The following is a 21,726-nucleotide window of genomic DNA, read 5'->3' as shown; positions in this document are numbered from 1 at the left end:
TACTCCTTCGTGGGTGGTGGATGTCAGGCCGGCTGGCGCGCGGCGACGGTTTCTTCGATGGCGGTGCGCATGAGGGCGTGCTGCTTCTTGACGAGGTCGATCGGGTCGCTCTCGCCGAGGTCGCTGAAGGCGTGGCCCTCCCACTCGCTGGAGAGGTAGCCCCGGTATCCGCCCTCGACGAACTGCTTCACGATGCGCGGAATGTCCATGGCGGGCTCCTGGCCGTCGGCCCCGATGTCGTAGAACTTCGCGTGGACATGGAAGATCTGCGGCATGATGTCGAGCCACTCCTCCGGCGGCACCAGCCCGTGCATGTTGAACGCGAGGCGCGTGAACGGCCCGAAGCGCAGCGGGTCCACGCCCTCGCCCGACAGGTAGTCCTCGAACTTCTGATTGCGCACGTGCATGGGGGTCGGCTCGTGCCAGATCTCGTCCATGACCGGGAAGTGCTTCTCGTCCATGCCCATCTGGCCGAGCGTGCGCAGCAGCGTCGGGGAGAGGGAGTGCATGGTCGAGGAGAAGTCGGCGGTGAACCCGAGGCGGTCGCTGCCGAGCTCCTCGTACACCTCGCGGATCTCGAGCACCTTCGGGTCGTTGGGGCCGGAGGGCGCGTGGATCTCGTAGCCGAGCTTCTGGTCGTACTTCTCGGCGAGGGGCAGCAGGCGGCGGAGCAGTTCCTTGCCGGCTGAGCGGATGACGACCCTGGTGAAGCCGAGCGTGTGCGCCGACTTCAGCTGGCGCGCGAAGAAGTCGTGCTCCTCGTCGGGCGTCATGTCGCGGTCCTTGCGGCGCCCCATGTCGAGGTTGGTGCCGACCGCGCTGGCCTCGAGGCCGTACTTCTCCAGCGAGTCGAACCACAGCTTCACGAAGTCGTCGTCCACGTCGGGGTACGACCGCAGCAGCTGCGCGAAGTTGAACTCCACGCCCGGGCCGATGCCCTGGTCGTGCACCTCGCGGATCAGCGTCTCCGGCGTGTACAGCCCCGCGGCGAACTCGCTCGTCATCGAGTAGAGGGTGGTCCCGAGCTGGATGCCGGTCCCGGCGATGCCGTCCGTCATGGCGGTGTCCTTTCGGGGGTCAGGCGCGCACGGCGTGCGACAGGTGGGCGTCGATGGCGCGCCGAGCTTCGGCGGCATCCGTGATCATCCGGGAGCCGGCGGCGTCGGCGGCGGTGCGCTGGATCGCCTGCTCGGCGCGGATGATCTCGAACGGGCTCTGCCAGTGGTTCCAGTGCCAGCCCTCGTACTCGCTCGAGACGGCGCCGCTGTAGCCGTTGTCGACGAGCAGCGTGATGAGGTCGGCGACGGGCACCGAGGGCTCCTGGCCGTTCTCGTCGATGCCGAAGAACTTGCCGTGCACGTGCCGGACCCAGGGCATGATCTCGAGCCAGTCGTCGACCCGCGCCGGGCCGAAGAGGCCGGTGCCGTTGATGCCGAGATCGATCCCGAGGTCGGGGCGGCCGTACTGGTGCGAAAGGCCGATGAAGCGGCCGAAGCGCTGGCCGTGGTCGGCCTGGTCGGCGGGCGGGCCCTGCTCGTAGTACTCGTCCCACAGGGCGACGACGGCGGCGAGCAACTCCTCCGACGCGCCGCGGCGGCGGTACGCCTCGAGGAGCGAGGGCGCGAAGCCGATGACGGTGGCGCCCCAGTCCATCGTGAAGCCGAGGAACGGCGACCCGACCCGCTCGTAGCGGTCGCGGAGCGCGAGGATCCGCGGGTGCGAGGCGTACTGGTCGGCGTGCACCTCGAGGGCGAGCGTGACGCCGTACTCCTCGGCGATGGGCGCGAGAGCCTCCATCGAGTCCGGCGTGAGCGAGATCTGCACACGGGCGATCGGGAAGCCGAGCTTCGCGGCCGCCGCGATCTGCCGGCGCATATAGGCGATGAGCTCGTCCTGGTCCATCAGCTGGTCGGGACGCAGACCGATGTCGGCGTTGACCGCGAGCGACGTGCGGACGAGATCGACCTCGTCGATCAGGTCGGAGAAGCGTCCGGCGAAGTGGTCGTCGATCTCGGGGAACCCACGGAAGCTGGAGAACCCGATGATCTCGAGGCCCGGGCCGAATCCCTCGGCCGCTGTCTTGCGGATGAGCTGGTCGAGGTCGTACTCGCGCCCGTGGAACGCGCGGGTGAAGCTGTACAGCGTGACGCCCTGGATGGGCGTGCCCTTCTGCGCGGTCATGCGAGAGCCTCCTCGGCCTGACGGACCGCCATCGTCTTGGTGTCGTGCTCCTCGATGTGGAGCACCTCGTCGTCGGCGATGATGATGTAGGGGATGTAGAGCGTCAGATCGACGCGGACCTCGTGCTCACCGGCATCCACCGCCAGGTCACCCGAGAGAACCGCCGAGTCGGTGGGGAACCACCACTCCTGCGTGTTCGTCTTCATCTCGGCGAACGTGAACTCCTCGCCGTTCATCTCCCAGCGCAGGGTCTCGGCCGGCGCCTCGATCCCGTCGATCGTGAGCTTGGCGGCGGAGATGCAGGATGCCGGGAGCGCGCGGTACCAGGGCAGGCGCACTTCGACCGCCGCCCGTCCGTCACGGGCACTCAGCGTGCCCTGTTCGATGATGCGATCCGGGATCACCGCGACCTCCTCGTCGGTGCGGCCGAAGCCGCAGACCTCTTTGTCTTGATTTCTACAGTCTAATGTCGATTTCCTGCATAAGCAAGGAATCAGGCAAGGGATGCCGCGATCGCGCGGGCCCCGCGGACCGCCAGCGCCACGGACGTCACCGTGGGATTGCACGCCGTCGCGGTGGGGATGACGCCGTTACCGGCGACGAACAGACCCGGGACGCCCCAGACCTGGCTGTCGACGTCGCACACGCTCGTCCCGTCGTCCTCGGTCCCCATGCGCGTGGTGCCCTGGTAGTGCAGCGACGAACCGAGCGGCAGGGTGAAGGGACGGTCGCCGACCGGATCGCCGATCGCCTCGGCCAGACGCGTGATCTCCGCGCGGGCCCGCTCGATCACCTCGTGGTCGCGGTCGGTGAGGACGTAGTGGATGCGGGGAGCCGGCATCCCGTATCCGTCGCGGTGCGCGTCGTCGAACTCGACGCGGTCGTCGGCCCGCAGGTCCTTCGCGCAGAACAGGCCGAGACCGACGATCGAGCCCGGCACGACCGGGTCGTCCTCGGCGAGCGCGATCGGCGAGGCGTCGAGCTGCATGATCTGCCCGTGGAACGGCACGGCGTCGGTGAACGGCACCCAGCTGACGCCGCTGTACTCGGCGAGCCCGGTCGTCGGGGAGTCGTCCCCGAGCGCGACGACGTCGCGAAGGCGGGAGGCGTAGACGACCTGGGACTGGTCGTTGAGGTAGCGGCCGAGCGCGGCCGGGCGGATGCCCGACGCCCACAACAGCTGCGGGGTGCGCAGCGCGTCGGCGGCGACGACGACCGCCCGCGCGGCGATCTCGTGCTCCTCGCCCGACCGGAGGTCGCGCACGACGACGCCGGCGGCGTGCCCGTCGGCGAGCACCACCGAGGTCACGAGCGACTCGTCGAGGAGCGCGAATCCCGGGTTCGCCCGCGTGGCGTCCCCCAGGACGACGTCCGATCCCGACCACACCAGGCGGCCGTCATCGCGCCGGTGCACGGCGAGCGGCATCCGCTGCACCTTCGTCGCCTCGGTGCGGCCGGCGTCGACCGCGGCCGCCAGGCGCTCGCGCACGATCTCCCCGAACGGGGCGGAGTCGAAGGCGTTTCGCGTGACGCCGAGCAGACGCTCCGCTTCGACGAGGAGCTCGTCCATGTCGGGAAGGAACGCGATGCGCTCGCTCTCGTTGGGCCACGGGCACGCGCCGGTCCAGTGGGCGGCCATGCCGCCGACGTTGCTCGACATCGCCGCGACCGGCAGACCGTCCTCCCCTTCGAAGACGTAGCCGTCCTCGAGCAGGAACGTTCCGGGACGCGCCCCGCGCACTCCGGCCTTTGCGGCACCGGGGCTGGCGACCTTCGTGCCCCGCTCCCCCGGTCCCTCGGACGCGCCCTGAGCGCGCGTGCGCTCGGCGGGGTCGGCGATGTTCTTCACGTGCGCGCCGGGCGGGTCGGACACGGTCGGGCCCACCTCGAACATCGCGATGGTGAGGCCGGGTGCCCGTTCCGAGAGCACGCGGGCGTACGCGGCGCCCGTCGGACCGCTGCCGACGATCGCGACGTCGACCGATTCCGGGTACTCGCGCGTGCTCATGCCGTCCGCCCCAGCTCGACGATGTGGGCGACGGATGCCGCGGACTCGGTGGTCGGGTAGTACTCCAGGCCGATAGGCCCGTCGTAGCCGCTCGCGCGCAGGAGGCGGAAGCGCTCGGCCCAGTCGAGGTCGCCCGTCCCCGGTTCCCCACGGCCGGGGGCGTCGGCGAGCTGCACGTATCCGATGAGGTCGCCCGCGTTCGCGAGCTCGGCCTCCATGTCCTCACCCTCGACGGCCGAGTGGTAGATGTCGTACAGCACACCGAATTGCGGAGAGTCGACGCCGCGCGCGACGTAGACGGCCTCCGACGTCCGGTCGAGCAGCGAGCCCGGGTGGTCCACGCGGACGTTCACGGGTTCGAGCACGAGCGTCACGCCCGAGCCGTCGATCTGCGCGATCGCCTTCCGGTAGATCTCGATCAGCTTGTCCAGCTGCACCTGGCGCTTCCAACCACCGAAGCCCGTGCCGCTGCCGACGACGATGCGCGGGCAGCCGAGGTCCTGCGCGATCGCGACGCCCTCGTCGAGCTTGCGGTAGAACTCCGAGTGGTCCCACGGCGGGATCATGAACTGCGTGCGCGGCTCGGCCAGCTGCGCCGTGAGCTGCGTACCGGTCTCCTCCAGCGCGACCTTGAGGGCCGGGAGGTCCTTGGGCGTCGCGGGTGCGTCGATGCCGGTGGGTCCCCACATCTCGACGGCGTCGAAGCCGGCGGCGGCGGCCGCGCGCACGCGGTCGTGGTAGTCACCGGCCTCGGTGAAGAGCAGTTCGATGTTCGGAGCGAGCTGGTACATGGAGGTCCTTTCGTTGTGCGGGCGCGACGACCGAGGGATGCCAGGGGTCCTGGCATCCATCGGGGTGCGCCCTAGCCCTTGAGGCCGCCGGCGAAGCCCTGGATGAAGCGCTTCTGTGCGAAGAGGTAGAAGGCGAGGATCGGGATCATCGAGACGATGACGATCGCGAAGATCTTGTTCCAGGCGGACACCAGCGAGCCGATGTAGTAGTACATGGCGACCGGGAGGGTCTGATTGGCGGAGCCGCCGAGGAAGATCAGCGACGTGAAGAAGTCGTTCCACACGATGAGTCCCGCGAGGATCGCGACCGTGCCGGTGGCCGGCGACATCAACGGCAGGACGATCCGGAAGAAGATCTGCGTGCGGCTCGCCCCGTCGATGGTGGCCGCCTCTTCGTACTCGGTGCCGAGCCCGCGGAAGAAGCCGGCGTACAGGAAGATCGACAGCGGCAGCAGCATCCCGGTGTAGAGGATGATCATGCCCCAGGCCGAGCCGGTGAGGCCGAGCGAGCGGGCTCCGATGTACAGCGGCACGGTGCCGAGCTGCGTGGGCAGCACGATCGCGATGAGGAACAGGTAGTAGACGGCGCGGCTCCACCGGCGGGTGCTGCGGGCGATCACGTAGCCGGTCAACGACCCGAGCAGCACCAGCAGGACGATGCTGCCGGCGGTGATCACGATGCTGTTGACGAGGCCCATCACGACGTTGGAATTGCCGGTGGCCGTGAGCACCTTGAGGAAGTTGCCGAAGTCGGGGGCCGCCGGGGGCGCCAGGGTCGACGACGTGATGACCTCGCGGTCGGACTTCAGCGCCGTGGTGATGAGGAAGTAGAACGGCAGGAGGAAGACCAGCGCGAGGAGCCAGAAGCCGAATTCGCGGAGCGCCGTGAGCTTGGTGTAGCGGAACATGTCAGGACTCCTCGGAGCGACCGGCGGTCACACGCTGCTGCACGACCGCGAAGACCAGGATGATGAGGGTCAGCAGCAGCGCGAGGGCCGCGCCGTAGCCGAAGTTGCCGAGGGCGAACGACTGCTTGTACACCTGCGTCGCCAGGGTCTCGGTGGCCGCGGCAGGGCCGCCGCCGGTCAGGGCCATGATCTGGTCGAAGACGCGCAGACCGTTGACGAGGCCCAGCGTCGTGGCGATCGCGACCGCGGGGCGGATGGACGGCAGGGTCACGTGCCAGAACCGCTGCCAGAGGTTCGCTCCGTCGATGGCGGCGGCTTCCTCGATCTCGACCGGCACCGCGGCCAGACCCGCCATGTAGATGACCATCGCGAAGCCGATGTTCTGCCACACCAGCACGATCAGGATGGTCCAGATCGCCCAGGTGGGGTCGGCGATCCACGCGCGGGCGACGTTGCCGAGTCCGAGCCCGCGCAGCGCGATGTTGAGCGGACCGTTGTAGTCGAAGATGAACTTCCAGATGTAGGAAGTCGCCAGGGGGCTGAGCACCACCGGCATGAAGAAGAGGGTCCGCAGAACGTAGCGGGACTTGAGACCGCGGTTCAGGCCGAGTGCGAAAGCCAGCCCCAGGATGTTGCTGAGGATCACCGAGCCGAAGGCGAGGAACAGCGTGTTCCCCAGGGCGCCGAGCTTGGTGGGGTCCTGGAAGATCTTGACGAAGTTGTCCAGACCGATCAGCTGGAAGGCGCCGATGCCGGTCCAGTTCGTGAAGGCGAAGAAGCCGCCGACGCTCGTGGCGACGTAGTGGATGCCGATGACGAAGACGATGCCGGGGAGGGCCCACCACCAGTGGCCGAACTTCAGCAGTCCGGGCCGTCGCGGAGCCGGCGCGCGGCGCCGTCCGCGGCGCGGCAGCACCACGCGTTCGGTCTCGGTCCGAGCCGCCTCGCTCGGTCGAAGGGTTGTGCTCATGACGTCCTCGTCTCCGTGGGGAAGGGTGCGGCTCCGCCGCCCGGGTCCGCACGGGTCCCGGGCGGCGGAGGAGGTCAGTTACCCCAGGCGGCATCCATGCTCTGGAGCACCTGGTCGATGGTCGTCTGACCGGTGAGGAGTCCCTGACCGCCGGTCTGCAGCGCCTCGTAGACCGAGGGGTTAGGCCAGATGTTGTTCGGCAGCGGGGTGTACTGCTTGTTCTTCAGCAGGTCGGCCACCGGCGCGTAGATGGTCCCGCTGAGGTCCAGCTTGTCGAAGGCCGAGACGGGCAGCTCACCCGAGAGCTCGTAGTAGCGCTGCTGCTGCTCGGGCTGGGCCATCCAGGTGAGGAAGTCCTCCGCGGCCTGCTTGTTCTTGGCCTTGGCGTTGATCGACAGCGTGTAGTTCGAGCTGCCGAGGACCATCGGCTTGCCGCTCTTGGCGGGGAAGGGCTCGACGGCGAACTCGGCCTGCGGCGGCGCGGCCTTGGAGATCTCGACCGCGGCACCCGACGGGATGAAGCTGCCGACCGAGGTGCCCTGCGCGAGGCCGTTCGTGATGGCGTCGAAGCCCCCACCCTCGGCACCGGGCTGGAAGCAGCCGGCGTCCTTCAGGTCGATGAAGGTCTGGAGGGTGTCCTTCCAGCCCTGGCTCCCGGCGAAGGTGACCTTGCCGTCGGCGCGCTGCTGGTTCCAGTCGGGCGTGGCCGAGTAGACGCGGGTCGCCGAGATGCCCTGGATGGTGAGACCCACGTTGGGACCGGCGGCACCGGCGAGGGCGAGGAGCGAGGCGCCCTGGCCCTGCATCGAGGAGCACGCCGCGGTGAACTCGCTCATCGTGGTCGGGAAGTCGGTGAGGCCCTTCATCTTGGCGGTGCCGAGGCTCGCGACGATGGCGCCGATGGTGAAGTCGAGGGGCTGGCCGTAGATCTTGCCGTCGACGGTGTAGACCGACTCGCTGCCCGGGATGATGAGGTTCTTCGCGGTATCGCCGAGCGGCTCGAGGAAGCCGGCCTGGGCGAGGGGGAGGATGCTGCGCGCGTCGCCGGAGCCGGGCGTCGTCTGGATGACGTCCGAGGCGTTGCCGGCCTGCAGCTGCGTCCGGATGGTCTCGCCGTACTTGTCGTTCGGCGTGGGGTTGGTGGTGATCGTCACACCCTCGTGCGACTGCTGGTATTCGTTGGCGAGCGTCTGGTAGGGGCTCTCGAGGTCGTTGGAGGTCGCGAACGTGAACGTGAACGACTTCCCGTCGCCCGAGCCGGCGTCGCCACCGCCGGAGCCGGAGCATCCGGCGAGGACCAGGGCCGCGGTGGCGGGGAGGGCGAGGAGACTTACGAGCCGCGTGACGCGACGGCGGGGTTGAGTCATGGCCAGCCTTTCTGACGACGTTGTCGGCGGCCCCTTCGGTGGAGCGCCTGTGCTGTGTTCCTCAGTATCGATTGGATGCGCCGAAAAAGCACATAAGTCTTGCGGATGAAGCGCATAAGACCCGCCGGGAGGGTCGGCATCCATCCCCGCGATGACACACGTGCGGCGCATAGACACGGTGGATACACTGGCCGGACGCATATCCGAGCGAAGGATCACATCGTGGTGACCGATCATGCGACGCTGTCGCGACTCGACCTCAATCTGCTCATCGCGCTCGACGCCCTGTTGACCGAGCGCAGTGTCACGCGGGCAGCCGACCGCCTCCACCTGAGCCAACCGGCGCTCAGCGCCTCGCTCGCGCGGCTGCGGGTCCACTTCAACGACCAGATCCTCGCCCGGCGCGGCAACACGTACGAACTCACCCCGTTCGCCGTGCGCCTGACCGATCACACGACGACGGCGCTCGAAGCCGCGCGGCGCGTGTTCGAGAGCCAGGCGTCCTGGTCGCCGGCGGAATCGACGCGCGAGTTCTCGATCTACGGTTCGGACTACGGCTTCGTCACCGTCGGCACGATCGTGTCGCGCCTCGCCGCCGAGCGCGCGCCCGGTGTGCGCTTCCGCTACATGCTGCACAACCCCGGCATCGTGGAGGACGCCGCGACGCGGCTGCGCTCGGCGGACGCGATGGTGATCCCCCACGGCCCGGTGTCGGAGCTGCCCTACCTCGACCTGTGGCAGGACGACTGGTACGCGGTGGTCTCCGAAGACAACACCGAGGTCGGCGCGGAACTGACCATGAAGAACCTCTCTGACCTGCCCTGGGTGCTCACGTTCCAGTCCCGCTCCGCGTTCACCTCCGCGGCGCGCCAGATCCAGCAGCTCGGCGTGGAACCGCACATCGAGGTGGTCCTGGAGAGCTTCCTCTCGGTCGGACACTTCGTCAGCGGCACTCGCCGCGTCGGCCTCGTGCAGTCCGCCCTCGCGCCGCACCTCCTGCGTATCGGCGGCATCCGTGTCGTCCCGCTCCCGTTCGTGGCGACGCCCCTGGTGAGCGCGTTGTGGTGGCATCCATCGCACACCCGGGATCCCGAGCACGAGTGGATGCGAGGACTCTTCGCCGAGGCCGGCCGGCTCATCGCCGCGGGGCACACGCCGCAGTGACACCGGTGGCGCATCAGGGACGGTGATGGACCGCATCGGGAAGCCACCGCCCGCATCGGTCGCCGTTCCCGGCAGCCCGTGGCTACTCTCGAAATCCGAACCATCGTCCTGATTCGGTAAATCGCGTTCCCCGCGAGCACCGCATCGACGCCCGATGTCTGCTCAGAGAGGAGCACGCCATGGCACACCCGTTGAGGATCCTGATCGTCGGCGCCGGGATCGGAGGCCTGAGCACGGCCTCGGCCCTCGCCCGGATCGGCGCGCAGGTCGACGTCATCGACGACAAGCCCGAGATCAGCGTGGCCGGCGTCGGGTTCGGCCTGCGGATCAACGGTCTGCGGGCGGTGCGCGACATCGGGCTCCTGGAGGACGTCCTCGAGATCGGCCACCCCGCGCCGGGCATCGACAACTACGACGCCGACGGCAACCTCCTGAGCACCATGAGCTACGGGACGCAGGACGAAGGACTCCCCGGCTGCGTGACGATGTCCCGCATCGCTTTCCTCGAGCTCGCGGCGAAGCACGCCCTCGCCAACGGGTGCACCTTCCGGATGAGCACCACCGTCGCGGACATCGCACAGGATGCCGACACAGCCACGGTCACGTTCAGCTCGGGCGACCGCGCCGACTACGACCTCGTGCTCGGCTTCGACGGGCTCCACTCGCAGATCCGTCGCGAGTACTTCGGTGAGAAGTACGCTCCCCGCCCGGTCGGCGGGGTGGCGTGGCGCGCGGGACTTCCCAACCGCCGCAAGATCATGCAGCCGATCATCTGCCAGGGCTATGGCGGCAAGATCATGCTCACGCCCCTGTCCGAAGACCTCATGTACATGGTGCTCACCGTGGCCGAGGAGGGGCGCCCGCGCTACGACGCGAGCAAGATGGCCGAGATCATGCACGACCGCGCGGCCGCCCTGACCCGCGGGTCGGAGTTCCTGTCCGACGCGCTCGAGGACGTCCGCCACGCCGAGAACGTGGCCTACACGCCGTATTCGACCGTGTGGGTGCCGTACCCGTGGTTCCGCGGCCGCGTGATGATCCTCGGCGACGCGGCGCACACCATGACCCCGTACCTCGGGTCGGGGGCGGCGATGAGCATCGAGGACGGCGTCGTGCTCGCGCAGGAGCTCGCGAAGGACCAGTCGCTGCTCGACGCGCAGCTGAACTTCATGAAGCGCCGCCTTCCGCGGGTGCGCGCGGTGCACGAGCGGTCGATCGAGTCGATGCTCGAGGAGTTCGACTCCGTCACCGAGGAGACGTACCGCGCGCGCATCGAGCACCTCCGCCACGACGAGCCGATCGCCAACGAGTACGCGAACCGCCTCCTGCGGATGCCCTACTGAGACCCTCGGAGGAGAAGACCGTGTCGCACACGCCCACCCGCACCCTTGTCGTGGATGCCGCCCGCGAGAGCACCTTCCGCCCGCTGAACGGCGTCGGCGGCGTCCCCGGCCCCGTCGAGGGACACCCCGACTTCCCCGATATGACTCCCCTGTGGCGCGAGGCCGGGGTGACGGTCGTCCGGTCGTTCGACTGGGTCTCGCGCCTGGACACGCGCGACAACCCGACGAGCCTGTTCCCGGACTGGAGCGCCGACCCCGACGACCCGGCGAGCTACAACTTCGCCGCGACCGACCGGTGGGTGGACGCCGTGCACGCGATCGGCGCCGAGGTCCTGTTCACGGTGGCCAGCTCCATCCCGAAGAACAAGCTCCCGGCCGAGGACGTCGAGCTCTACGGGCGGGTCGTCGAGCACATCGTCCGCCACTACTCGCAGGGGTGGGCCGGCGGGCCCGCGAAGCCCATCCGCATCTACGAGTTCGGCGATCAGCCCGACTTCGGACCCTTGCACTTCGCGGGGCGGCCCGAGGAGTTCTACGCCATGTACCGCGCGTTCTGCGAGGCGGTTCTCCGAGTGGATGCCACCCTGACGGTCGGCGGCCCCTCGCTCGCCTTCGCGCTCGAAGCCGACGCGCCCTACCGCGAGGGCTTCCTGGAGTTCGTGCGCGCCAACGACCTCCCCCTCCACTTCTTCTCGTTCCTGTGGTTCACCGACGGCAGCCGCGATCCGCTGGACTACCGCTTCGTGTCCCAGCAGCTGCGGGAGGTCCTCGACCGTCACGGGTTCACCGACACCGACCTGACGCTCTCGTACTGGAACTACCTCGCGGTTCCGAGCAGCTCCGCACCGGCCGCCGAGAAGGGCGCGTTCCAGGCCGCGACGTCGATCTACCTGCAGGACACGGTGATCGACCACGCCTTCTTCTTCCGCGCCGACAGCGGCCGCGACCCGCACTACGGCTTCGTCGATCCGGGCGGGGTCGGCGACGTCGACGGCAATCCGGATGAGCGTTCTCACGCGCTCGCCCTCGCCGGACGCGCCCTCACCGGCCGGCGTCTCGCCGTCTCGGGCGGAGACGAGTCGGGTCTCGCGGTGGCCGCCGGCCGCGACGGCGACACCGTGCGGATCCTGGTGGCGAACTACGTCGCCCCCGACAGCGCGCTCGCCCCGCGCGAGGAGGACCGCTTCACGTTCCGCATCCCGATCGGCGAACAGCGGATCGAGTTGGGGCTGACCCTCCCCCCGCAGCGTCCCGAGCTGGCATCCGCGGGCGTGGACTCCGTGCGCATCGAGGTCCGCAACCTTCCCTGGACGGATGCCACCCTGCACGCGACCGTGACGTCGCTGGACGGCGTGGCCCACGGCCCGCGGCCGGTGACGGTGTCCGAGACGGGCACCCTCCAGCTGGACATCCCCCTGCCGCCGCAGTCCGCGATGCTCGTGGAACTGACGGCCTGAGGACAGGAGCTCCCGTGCGCGGCGTATCCGAGCCCAAGCAGCAGCGCAGCCGCGACTCCTTCGCGAAGGTGCGCGCCGCGGTCCTGGAGCTCCTGCACGAGCGCGGGACCGGTCAGTTCTCGCTCGCGGAGGTGAGCGCGCGGGCGGAGGTGTCCATCGGATCGATCTACGGCCGGGTGTCCAGCAAGGCAGGGCTGCTGAGGCTCATCCAGAGCGAGGAGTTCGACCGCCTCGACGTCGAGACCGCGGAGCGCGTCGGCGCGGCCGGCGTGGGCGCGGCGAGCTTCGCGGCGGCGACGTCCGCGATCGTGACCGCCTACGCGGGGATCCTGCGCGAGAACCGCGACCTGCTGTCGCCGTTCTTCCTCCTGGGCGTGGAGGATGCCGAGATCCTCGAGCGCGGGCGCGTGTCGGGTGATGCCGGGCAGGGTGTCTTCATCGACGCGCTGCTCGGGGCCGCCGAGGAGCACGGCGTCGAGCTGTCACCGGAGCGGGCGCACTGGGCCTTCGAGATCTTCTACAGCCTGTGCGTGCGCTATCTCGGACTCGGCGTGACAGCGACGGCGAGCCCGCACGACACCTATGCCTGGTCCGACCTCCTCGACCGCCTCGCCCGCACGGTGTACCTCACGGTGTCGGCGGACTGACGGGAGCAGCGCCCCGCACAGTGCAGCTCGACGGGTTACCCGCCGATTCGAGTCCAGGTGGCAGAGCGCCCGGCTCCGTCCGATTGCACGATCCCCGCGACTCGGAGCTGGTCGAGAGCGAGACGGATCGTCTGATCGCTGACGCCCGGCAAGGCGGCGCGGATGTCCGCCATGCGGAAGGTCGGGGCGGCATGGTTGGTGACGTAGTCGCGGACGCGGTCCTGCTTGCTCCCCGTCGAACGGTTCGCGGCGGTGATCGCGGCAAACTGTTCGTAGGAGTCGCGAACGACGATGACGAAGTAGCGCAGCCATGGCCACGGGTCGTGATCACCGGTGTGCCAGCCGCGGGTCGAGGCCAACAGGCCGGCGTAATAAGCATCGGCGCTCCGGGCGATGCGGTCCTCGAGCGAGACGTAACGCGTCACGTCGTAGCCCGCATCCTGGAGGAGAGCGTTCGTGAGGGCTCTCGTGATGCGCCCGTTGCCATCTCCGAACGGGTGGATGGTGAGCAGATCGAGAACGAACAGGCCGACGAGCAGTATCGGATGATGCCGGTCGGCGTCGATCGCGCCTCTATACCGCGCGATCAGCTCTTCGAGGTAGGCCGGTGTTTCGGTCGGCGCGACGGGGGTGAAACGAGTGGTCGTGCTGCCGTCCGCGTGGCGGTCGACGACGAGGTTCTCCGTGGTCTTGAGCACACCGCCCGGCATGTCCGTGTACCGGAACAACAGCCGGTGGAGGTGCAGGAGGAGGCCGATGTTCAGCGGCCGCCAGGGCTCCTGGTACAGGTAGTCGAGCGCTTCTCGGTAGCCGGCGAGCTCCTGCTCGCTGCGGTCACGCAAACCGGTGACTTCACCGCCGAGAATGGCGTCCGCTCTCGCTCGGTCCGCCACCACCACGCCTTCTATCGCGGAGGACGCTTCGATGCTGGCCACGCGCGCACGCTCCGCGAGGGAGGTGAGGAGAGCAGGGAGCTTGTCCCGAAAGAGCGCTTCACTCCCTCGTCCGGTGTCGACCGCTCGGAGCGAGGCTACGACGTCGAAGGGCACGGATCCGATGAAGCGATCGAGGTCGATGAACGATCTCATCCTGCTCCTCAATCTACTAAACTTGCTAATTAAGACATCACATTAGGACATTTAGTAGATTCTTGAGGTTCGCGCCGCCGCGCGACGGGGACGACGCAGCCCACAGGGCTGTGGGAACGGTCAGAGTGCCGGCACCGCCCGCATCGACGCGCGGATGAGGTCGTGCTGGCGGCGGACGAGCAGCAGCGGGTCGACCTCGCCGAGTTCGGCGAACGCGTGGCCCTCCCACTCGCTCGACCAGAAGCCCCGGTAGCCGCCCTCGACGAAGACGCGCACGAGCTCGGGGTAGTCGATCGCCGGCTCCTCGCCGTCGTCGTCGATGTCGTAGAACTTCGCGTGCACGTGCAGGATCTGCGGCATGATGTCGGCCCACTCGCGCGGGTCGACGCGGCCGTGCATGTTGAAGGCGAGGTGCGCGAACGATCCGAGGCGCCCCGGGTCGAAGTCCCGGCCGCGGAGGTAGCCGAGGAACTCCTGCTGACGCGCCTGCATGGTGGCATCCGTCGCCCAGATCTCCTGGAGACGCGCGACCGCCTCGTCGTCGAGCCCCGCGCGGCGGACGGCGCGCAGCAGGGTCGGCGACATCGCGTGCATGGTCGAGGAGAAGTCGGCGACGAAGCCCAGCAGCGGCGAGTCGAGCTCGGCGTACGTCTCGCGCACGCGCAGGATCGGCTCGGCGTTCGGGCCCATCGGCGCATGGATCTCGTACGCGAGCTTCAGCTCGAGCTCCTCCGCGATCGGCAGCAGCCGGCGCAGGAGATCGGGCTTGGCCGACTGGATGCGCACGAGCGGGAACCCGAGCTTCTTCGCGCCCTCGAACATGAGGGTCGAGAAGGCGAGCTCCTCGTCCGGCGTCATGTCGCGATCGCGGCGGCGGCCCATGTCGAGGTTCGCCCCGAACGAGCTCGCGACGAACCCGTGCCGGTCGAACGCCGCGCGCCACGTGCGCACGAAGTCGTCGCCGACGACCGGATACGTCGGCACCATCTGGGATGCCACGATCTCGATGCCGGGCCCGATCCCGAGCTCCGCCACCCGGTCGAGCAGCCCGTCGAAGTCGTACCACCCGGCGCGGAACTCCGCGCTGGCGGAGTAGAGCGTGAGCCCGAGCTGGAACGGGTCGCCGTCGACGGCGGGCGGCGGCGGCGCCACTTCGTGCACGAGCGCCGGGGGCGCGGCATCCGCGTCGACGACCGTCAGAGTCTTCACGTCGTGCACCACGTTCGGCACGTACATCCCGGGTCCGCCGTCGACCCCGGGCGCGATCTGCATGTAGGGCAGCCGCAGCTCGCCGTGCAGCACGACGTCGTGCGTCTCGCCGAGGGCGACGGGCTCGGCGCGCCGCGCCACGAGCAGCGGGTGCTGCTGCAGGAACCACAGCGTCTCGCTCTGCTCCGGCAGGTCGTCGAGGCGGTACGTGCGGTCGCCGAGCTCGAACCGGAGGTCGTCGGCATCCACTCGCTCCCCGTCGACGGAGAGGTCGAGCGACGTGACCGACGACAGCCACAGGCTGCGGTACCAGGGGATCGTCAGGCGCAGCGCGAGCCCGTCCGGGTGGGGACGGAGGCTGTCGTCGTGGATCAGTCCGTTCGGCACGGCGGCCGCCTCAGAGCCGGTCGGCGATCTGGCGGATGAGCGAGTGCTGGCGGCGCACCTGCTCGATCGAGCGCCACGGCTCGCGCTCGCCCTCGTACTCGCTCGAGAGGTAGCCGGTGTACCCGGCGTCCTTCAGCGCGCGGAGCACCGGCTCCCACGGGATCTGCTTGTCGTCGAGCTCTTCGTCGATGTCGTGGAACTTCGCCTGGATGAACACCACGTTGTCGATGACGTCGAACACGTCGTTGGGGTCGACATGGATGCCGTCGAGGAACGCCGGGCGCTGGCCGGGCAGCTCGCCGGGCTTGAGCGGAATCGGGCGGTCCTGGAAGATCCCGGTGTCCAGCAGCAGCCGGAAGTGCTTCGTGCCGGTGCGGCGGATGAGGGCGATGTAGTCCTCGACCACCTCGTGCTTGATCGGCGTCGGCGAATGGATCTCGGGGCAGATGATGACGTCGAGCTCTTCCGCCAGCGGCAGCGAGGCCTCGACGGCCTCGGTCCAGATCGGGTGCGGGACGAGGTCGCTGGAGACGACGCCGATCTTCGGCCGCACGAACCGGAAACCGAGGCGCTTCGCGAGGCGCAGGTCGCGCTGCAGGACGGCGGCGCCCTCTTCAGCGGTCATGTCGCGGGCGTTCGGGCCGCTGGAGTGCAGGCGCGTGTCGATCCAGGAGCCGTAGTTCGTCGGCTCGAGGCCGTACTTCTGCAGCAGCGCGAACCACTGCTCGACCCACTCGTCGGAGGGGTTCGGGTAGTTCGGGATGTGCGCCTCGCCGAGGATCTCGAGGCCCGTCGCGCCGATGTCGGCGATCGAGGCCATCGCGGTCTCGAGGTCCATGACCGTGCCGAAGTCACTCATGTAGCTGTAGAGCGAGACGCCGTATTGGAAGGGAGCACCGGATGCCTCGGGCGCAAGGGTGACGTGCTTGGTCACGCGGTAGGTGCTCGGCTGGTGCTCCTGCGGGATGTACGACATGCGCAGCCGCAGCTCGATCGACAGCTCGTGCACACCGTCGGGCAGACCGCCCGGGAGCGGCACGGTCACGATCGCCGCGTCCTCGAGCGGCCAGCGCACGCCGTCGCCGTCCCACAGCTCGGCGAGCGTGTACTGCTTCCCCTGCAGCGTCCACAGCGGCACGTCGGGGGCGACGTCGACGAGCCCGGGGATGCTCACGCCGATTCCGTCGATGAGGGAGGCGGCCATGCCGCGGTACGACGGCATGCGGACGCGGAACTGGAAGCCGGTGATCTCGCCGCCCTCGCGGACGTTGCGGAATCCGACGGACTGGATGAGGTCTCTTTCGAGAAGCATCGTCGCTCACTCTCTCTGGGGTTCGCTCTCGACGCTACCCCGCTTATGCCCGATTCCGACATAAGCGTTGCTGATCCCCCGCATCAGCCCGCGTGAGGGGTCACGCGTCCGTGCGGAACACCTCGGACGCGATGCGGAACGCCGTGTTCGCGGCGGGGACTCCGGAGTAGATCGCGGACTGCAGGATGACCTCGCGGATCTCATCGATGGTCAGGCCGTTGCGGATCGCCGCGCGCAGGTGCATCGCGAGCTCCTCGTGGTGGCCGTGGGCGATGAGCGACGACAGCACCGCGACGGAGCGCGAGCGACGATCCAGACCCGGCCGCGACCACACGTCGCCCCACGCCACGCGCGTGATGAAGTCCTGCCAGTCGGCGGTGAGCTCGGTCGCGGCGGCGGTCGCGCGGTCGACGTGCGCGTCCGACAGCACCTCGCGGCGCACCACCATGCCCTGGTCGTAGCGTTCCTGGTCGGTGGCCATCAGGCATCGTCTCCCGAGACGGTGGCGAAGAAGGATCGGAGGACGGATGCCACGGCCTCCGGCTGCTCCGCGGGCGGCAGGTGACCCGCGTCGTCGATGCGCACCGCGCGGCCGTCGGCCACACCCGAAGCGATCTCGACGGCCTTCTCCTCGGGCGCGACGGCGTCGAACTGCCCCCACGCCGCGAGCACCGGCACCTTGATCTCACCGAGCGACGACCGCACGTCGTACGCGGCGAGCGCCTCGCAGCAGCGGGCGTAGCTCTCGTCGTCGGCGTCCTGCAGGACGTGCAGCAGGCGGCCGCTGAGCTCGGGGCGCCGGGCCATCGAGTCGGGGGCGAACCAGCGCTGCGCCGAACCGATGATGAGGCTCGAGGTGCTCTGCGTCCGCGCCTGTGCGGCCCGGTCGATCCACCCCTGCGGTTCACCGAGCAGGGCTCCGGATGCCACGATCGCGGCGGCGCGCAGCCGGGGGCCGTGGCGCAGCGCCAGCTCGAGGCCTGTCGCGCCGCCGAGCGAGACGCCGGCGTAGAGGAACGTCTCGTCGGGGACGGCGGCGGCGACCGCATCGGCGAGGTCGGCGACGGTGAACGCTCCTGTCGCCACCGGACCCGCGCCGTGGCCCGGGAGGTCCCACGCCGCGACGCGGTAGTCGTCGGCCAACAGCGGCACGACGTCCTCCCACAGGATCGTCGATGTGCCGAGCGACGGCCCCAGAACGACGAGGGGCGCGTCGGCGGGGCCGACGGGGGCGGTGAGCGCGATCATCGGGCGTCCCCCGTGCGGGCCAGGCGCGGCGCGAGGCCGACGTAGCCGGCCGGGTCGAGCAGCGCGTCGAGATCGAGGTCGCGGGTCTCGGGCAGCGCGCGCAGCGCCTCCCCGAGGTCGCCGTCGCCGCCGACGAGCGCCGCGAAACGGTCCGCCCCGATCAGCGGCACGAGCACCCCGCGCAGGCGCTCGCTGACGATGCGGCCGCCGGTGAGCGCGAGGTTCCGGGCCACGGCATCCGTGTCGATGCGCAGGTGCGCCGCGAGCGACGACGCGTGCCACGACGCGCCCAGCGCGAGGCGCAGCAGCTCGCGCAGCGTCGGCCACTCGGCGTGCCAGGCTCCGTCGGGGCGCTCGTCGACGGCGAGAGCGGATGCCAGGTGCAGCGTCGCGGCCAGCTGCGGCGCGCGCAGCGCGGCGGAGCGGAGGAGCACGGCTTCGGCCGGATTCTGCTTCTGCGGCATGGCCGAGGATCCGCCGCCGGTGCCCTCGGCGACCTCGCCGATCTCGGTGCGGCTGAGGGTCGCGACGTCGGCCGCGAACGCGCCGAGCGCGTCGATCGCCTGCACGAGCGCGTCGCCCAGCTCGGTCACCGGCCACCGCGTGACGTGCCACGGCGCGTCGGGCACGTCGAGCCCCGCAGCCTCGGCGTACGCCGCGGGCAGGGCGGCAGCGGCATCCACCGATCCCGTGATCTCGACGAACGACGCCAGGGTTCCGGCCGCTCCGCCGAGCTGCGCGGGGAACACCAGCGCCTCCAGCCGCACCCGCGAGCGATGGATGCCACGCTCCCACGCCGCCGCGCGCGCACCGACCGTCGTGGGGACGGCGTGCTGCGTGAGCGTGCGGGCCGCGGCGACGGTGTCGGCGTGCGTCTCGGCGAGCGCCCGCAGCCACTGTCCGGTGTGCGTGAGGGACGCGACGATCTGCGCGACCGCGGCGCGCGCGACGATCATCGTCGCGGTGTCGAGGATGTCCTGGCTCGTCGCGCCGCGGTGGATCCAGGGGCGGCACGCGGCGGGCACGCGGCCCTTCAGCTCGCCGACGAGCGGGATCACCGGGTTGCCGCCGGCCACCGACGCGGCCGCGAGCGCGCCGAGGTCGATGCCGAGCGACGGCGAGCCGTCCTTCTGGTCCAGGCCGAACGAGTGATCCACGGCGACCGCGATCTCGCGGGGCGCGACGCCCCGATCGGCGTAGGCCGTGACGAGCGCGCACTCCGCGCGGACGAGCGCATCCAGGTACGCCCGATCCGAGACGAGGATGTCGTGACCGACGGTCGCCGGCGAGAGGAGCCCGGCGTCGAGGGGGTCAGAAGGCAAGGAAGACCGTCTCCTTCTCGCCCTGCAGCCGGATGTCGTGGTGGAGGTGTCCGTCGGGCGTACGCGTCGCCACGAGGCTAGCGCGCTCGTCCGCGTCGAGCGAGGACAGCAGCGGGTCGGCGGCGAACGCGGCGTCGTCGCCGGGGACGTAGATGCGCGTGTGCAGCTTGTTCGGAAGGCCGCGCGCGAACACGATCGCCGCGAAGAAGGCCGCCGTACCACCGGGCTCGCGCGTCCAGAACTCGTAGTGCCCCTCGTCGTTCGTGAAGGCGCGCCCGAATCCGGTGAACGTGTGGTCGTCGCGGCGGAACGCGCCGCGCGCACGGGACACCGAGCCGTCGGCATCCGCCGCGAAGATCTCGACCAGCGCATCCGGGATCGGGGCTCCCGCACCGTCGTATACGGTGCCACCGAGCACGATCGCGCCGGGCGAGTGCGGGGACGCGACCTCGTGCTGCTTCGGGAACTCCAGCCCGTAGGCGAAGAACGGGCCGACCGTCTGGCCGGGCGTCGGGCGGTGGGTCTTCGGGGGGATCATGCGTCGCCCTCCTGCTCGAAGTACGTCTGGTCGGGGCCGTCGACGACGATGTCGAACCGGTAGCCGGTGGCCCACTCGGGGGAGGTGAGGTCGTGGTCGTAGACGCCGACGAGGGCGTCGCGGTCCTTCTGCCGGTGGATGCTGTTGTAGATCGGGTCGAGCGCGAACAGCGGGTCGCCGGGGAAGTACATCTGCGTCACGAGGCGCTGCGTGAACGACGTGCCGAACACCGAGAAGTGGATGTGCGCCGGACGCCAGGCGTTGCGGTGGTTCTTCCACGGGTAGGGGCCGGGCTTGATCGTCGTGAAGGCGTACTCGCCCGCGTCGTTCGTGATCGCACGGCCGGCACCGGTGAAATTCGGATCGAGCGGAGCGGGGTGCTGGTCGCGCTGGTGGATGTAGCGGCCCGCCGAGTTGGCCTGCCAGATCTCGATGAGCTGATTCGCGAGCGGCCGCCCCCACGAGTCGAGCAGGCGCCCCCGCACGGTCATGCGCTCACCGAGCGGCTCGCCGGCGTGCTGCAGCGTGAGGTCCGACTCGATCGCGGCGACGTCGCGCTGCCCGAACGCGGGCGAGAACAGCTCGATGGTCTCGGGGTCGACGAGCTTCGGGTTCTTCGTGGGGTGGCGGAGCACGCTCGACCGGTACGCGGGGAAGTCGTACGCGGTCGCGGGGAGCTGCTCGCCCGCGGCCTCGCGGGCCTCGAGCGCGGCGTGCGCGGCCTGGATCTCGCGGGTGATCTCGTCCTGCGTCGCCTGGTCGGGGGCGGCGAGGAGCGATTCGGGGGCAGCGGCGGGGGTGCGGGACATCGGGTCTCCTTCGACCGATCCATGTTCCGGCATGCCCCGAGTCGTGCGCCAGCGCGTTCCCGCTGAATGGGAGTCGTGGCATCCTGAGTCCATGGCCAACTCCCCCTCGGGCGACTCGGTGACCGATCGCCTGGTGCGCATCCTGGAGACCTTCACGCCCACGCGCACCGCGCAGACGACCGCCGAGATCGGCCGCCGGGCGGGCCTGCCGAGCTCGTCCGCGCACCGGATCGTGAACGAACTCGTGGATGCCGGACTCCTCGAGCGCGACGAGGAGCGCCGGGTGCGCGTCGGCATGCGGTTGTGGGAGCTGGCGACGCGCTCGTCACACGCGCTGCGTCTGCGGCAGGCGGCGCTGCCGTTCATGGAGCGGGTCCAGGTGCGCGTGCGGGAGCACACGCAGCTCGCGATCCTCGAGCAGGACGAGGCGCTGTTCCTCGAGCGGCTGAGCGCGCCGGACTCGGGGGCGAACATCACGCGCGTCGCGGGACGGCTGCCGCTGCACGCGTCCTCGTCGGGGCTCGTGCTGCTCGCCTTCGGTCCGCGCGACCTGCAGGAGCGCGTGCTCGGGGGACCGCTCACGCCGGTGACGCCGTCCACGATCGTCGACCCCGCGACCCTGCGCCGCACCCTCGCCGAGATCCGGACACTCGGCCACGTCATCGCCCCGGGCTATGTCGACGAGGTGTCCACGGGGGTGGCCGTCCCCGTGCGTGACGAGACGGGCGCGGTGATCGCCGCGCTGTCGGTCGTTCTCCCACGCGACGCCGAGACGCAGTTCGCCCTCGGCGAGCTGCACCGCGCCGCGCGCGACACCGAGCGCGCCCTGGGCTACCGGCGTTAGCCCCCCGCGCCCCCCTCTCCCCCGCGCGTGAGGGGTCAATATCTGTCGCCTGCGGAGCGCCGAAGCGACAGATCTTGACCCCTCACGCGAGAGGACGGCTGCCCGTTCATTGGGAATCCGGCAGCGGCGCGGC

Annotated in this window: 21 protein-coding genes; 5 read left to right on the top strand and 16 right to left on the bottom strand. The window is 69.9% G+C overall.

Annotation, left to right across the window (positions count from 1 at the left end):
* Positions 1-23: 23 nt before the first annotated feature.
* The 8 genes from AVW09_RS16440 to AVW09_RS16405 all read right to left on the bottom strand — a co-directional run bounded on the left by AVW09_RS16440 (position 24) and on the right by AVW09_RS16405 (position 8,225).
* Positions 24-1,058: a sugar phosphate isomerase/epimerase family protein gene (locus AVW09_RS16440; RefSeq protein WP_063259069.1), complete on the bottom strand. Its 1,035-nt coding sequence runs from the start codon at positions 1,056-1,058 to the stop codon at positions 24-26.
* 19 nt (positions 1,059-1,077) lie between these two features.
* The gene (locus AVW09_RS16435; RefSeq protein ID WP_063259068.1) at positions 1,078-2,181 is read right to left on the bottom strand and encodes a sugar phosphate isomerase/epimerase family protein; all 1,104 of its coding nucleotides are present in this window, start codon (positions 2,179-2,181) and stop codon (positions 1,078-1,080) included.
* Entirely contained in the window at positions 2,178-2,585 is a 408-nt protein-coding gene (locus AVW09_RS16430; RefSeq protein ID WP_063259067.1) for a C-glycoside deglycosidase beta subunit domain-containing protein, read from the bottom strand. The genes AVW09_RS16435 and AVW09_RS16430 overlap by 4 nt, the downstream gene beginning before the upstream one ends.
* A gap of 89 nt (positions 2,586-2,674) precedes the next feature.
* Positions 2,675-4,189: a GMC oxidoreductase gene (locus tag AVW09_RS16425; protein WP_063259066.1), complete on the bottom strand. Its 1,515-nt coding sequence runs from the start codon at positions 4,187-4,189 to the stop codon at positions 2,675-2,677.
* Positions 4,186-4,980, bottom strand: a complete 795-nt coding sequence (locus tag AVW09_RS16420) for a TIM barrel protein (protein ID WP_063259065.1) — start codon at positions 4,978-4,980, stop codon at positions 4,186-4,188. Before AVW09_RS16420 ends, AVW09_RS16425 begins: the two co-directional genes overlap by 4 nt.
* 71 nt (positions 4,981-5,051) lie before the next feature.
* Positions 5,052-5,888: a carbohydrate ABC transporter permease gene (locus tag AVW09_RS16415; RefSeq protein ID WP_063259064.1), complete on the bottom strand. Its 837-nt coding sequence runs from the start codon at positions 5,886-5,888 to the stop codon at positions 5,052-5,054.
* Position 5,889: 1 nt separating this feature from the next.
* Positions 5,890-6,858: a carbohydrate ABC transporter permease gene (locus AVW09_RS16410; RefSeq protein ID WP_063259063.1), complete on the bottom strand. Its 969-nt coding sequence runs from the start codon at positions 6,856-6,858 to the stop codon at positions 5,890-5,892.
* 74 nt (positions 6,859-6,932) lie between these two features.
* The gene (locus tag AVW09_RS16405) at positions 6,933-8,225 is read right to left on the bottom strand and encodes an extracellular solute-binding protein (protein ID WP_063259062.1); all 1,293 of its coding nucleotides are present in this window, start codon (positions 8,223-8,225) and stop codon (positions 6,933-6,935) included.
* A 225-nt stretch (positions 8,226-8,450) separates the two neighbouring features.
* Here AVW09_RS16405 and AVW09_RS16400 point away from each other — a divergent pair, with 225 nt between their 5' ends.
* From AVW09_RS16400 to AVW09_RS16385, 4 genes are all read left to right on the top strand, one after another.
* The gene (locus AVW09_RS16400; RefSeq protein ID WP_063259141.1) at positions 8,451-9,389 is read left to right on the top strand and encodes a LysR family transcriptional regulator; all 939 of its coding nucleotides are present in this window, start codon (positions 8,451-8,453) and stop codon (positions 9,387-9,389) included.
* Positions 9,390-9,568: 179 nt separating this feature from the next.
* Positions 9,569-10,732, top strand: a complete 1,164-nt coding sequence (locus AVW09_RS16395) for an FAD-dependent monooxygenase (RefSeq protein ID WP_063259061.1) — start codon at positions 9,569-9,571, stop codon at positions 10,730-10,732.
* A gap of 20 nt (positions 10,733-10,752) precedes the next feature.
* Positions 10,753-12,189, top strand: a complete 1,437-nt coding sequence (locus AVW09_RS16390) for a GH39 family glycosyl hydrolase (RefSeq protein WP_063259060.1) — start codon at positions 10,753-10,755, stop codon at positions 12,187-12,189.
* A gap of 14 nt (positions 12,190-12,203) precedes the next feature.
* Positions 12,204-12,836: a TetR/AcrR family transcriptional regulator gene (locus AVW09_RS16385; protein ID WP_063259059.1), complete on the top strand. Its 633-nt coding sequence runs from the start codon at positions 12,204-12,206 to the stop codon at positions 12,834-12,836.
* 35 nt (positions 12,837-12,871) lie between these two features.
* Here AVW09_RS16385 and AVW09_RS16380 read toward each other — a convergent pair whose 3' ends face one another.
* From AVW09_RS16380 to pcaH, 8 genes are all read right to left on the bottom strand, one after another.
* A complete protein-coding gene (locus AVW09_RS16380; RefSeq protein ID WP_063259058.1) occupies positions 12,872-13,924 on the bottom strand; it encodes a Fic family protein in 1,053 nt (350 codons plus the stop codon).
* Positions 13,925-14,044: 120 nt separating this feature from the next.
* On the bottom strand, positions 14,045-15,520 hold the full coding sequence (locus tag AVW09_RS16375; protein ID WP_063259057.1) for a C-glycoside deglycosidase beta subunit domain-containing protein: 1,476 nt from the start codon (positions 15,518-15,520) through the stop codon (positions 14,045-14,047).
* Positions 15,521-15,530: 10 nt separating this feature from the next.
* Positions 15,531-16,832, bottom strand: a complete 1,302-nt coding sequence (locus AVW09_RS16370; RefSeq protein WP_063259056.1) for a C-glycoside deglycosidase beta subunit domain-containing protein — start codon at positions 16,830-16,832, stop codon at positions 15,531-15,533.
* A gap of 100 nt (positions 16,833-16,932) precedes the next feature.
* Positions 16,933-17,313, bottom strand: a complete 381-nt coding sequence (pcaC, locus tag AVW09_RS16365) for a 4-carboxymuconolactone decarboxylase (protein WP_063259055.1) — start codon at positions 17,311-17,313, stop codon at positions 16,933-16,935.
* Positions 17,313-18,080: an alpha/beta fold hydrolase gene (locus AVW09_RS16360; RefSeq protein ID WP_063259054.1), complete on the bottom strand. Its 768-nt coding sequence runs from the start codon at positions 18,078-18,080 to the stop codon at positions 17,313-17,315. The genes pcaC and AVW09_RS16360 overlap by 1 nt, the downstream gene beginning before the upstream one ends.
* Complete coding sequence (locus AVW09_RS16355) at positions 18,077-19,402, bottom strand: lyase family protein (RefSeq protein WP_063259053.1); 1,326 nt, start codon at positions 19,400-19,402, stop codon at positions 18,077-18,079. The genes AVW09_RS16360 and AVW09_RS16355 overlap by 4 nt, the downstream gene beginning before the upstream one ends.
* A complete protein-coding gene (pcaG, locus tag AVW09_RS16350; RefSeq protein ID WP_197462677.1) occupies positions 19,392-19,940 on the bottom strand; it encodes a protocatechuate 3,4-dioxygenase subunit alpha in 549 nt (182 codons plus the stop codon). The genes AVW09_RS16355 and pcaG overlap by 11 nt, the downstream gene beginning before the upstream one ends.
* Entirely contained in the window at positions 19,937-20,749 is an 813-nt protein-coding gene (pcaH, locus tag AVW09_RS16345; protein ID WP_063259052.1) for a protocatechuate 3,4-dioxygenase subunit beta, read from the bottom strand. The genes pcaG and pcaH overlap by 4 nt, the downstream gene beginning before the upstream one ends.
* Before the next feature lie 91 nt (positions 20,750-20,840).
* Between pcaH and AVW09_RS16340 the strand changes: the two genes are divergently transcribed.
* Positions 20,841-21,593 (top strand): IclR family transcriptional regulator, encoded by a 753-nt coding sequence (locus tag AVW09_RS16340; protein WP_063259051.1) that lies wholly within the window; start codon positions 20,841-20,843, stop codon positions 21,591-21,593.
* The last annotated feature ends 133 nt before the right edge of the window (positions 21,594-21,726 follow it).

It is taken from the genome of Microbacterium sp. T32 (assembly GCF_001619615.1).
Lineage (GTDB): Bacteria > Actinomycetota > Actinomycetes > Actinomycetales > Microbacteriaceae > Microbacterium.
Note: the sequence above shows the minus strand (reverse complement) of the source record. Positions and strands in the feature narration are given on the sequence as shown.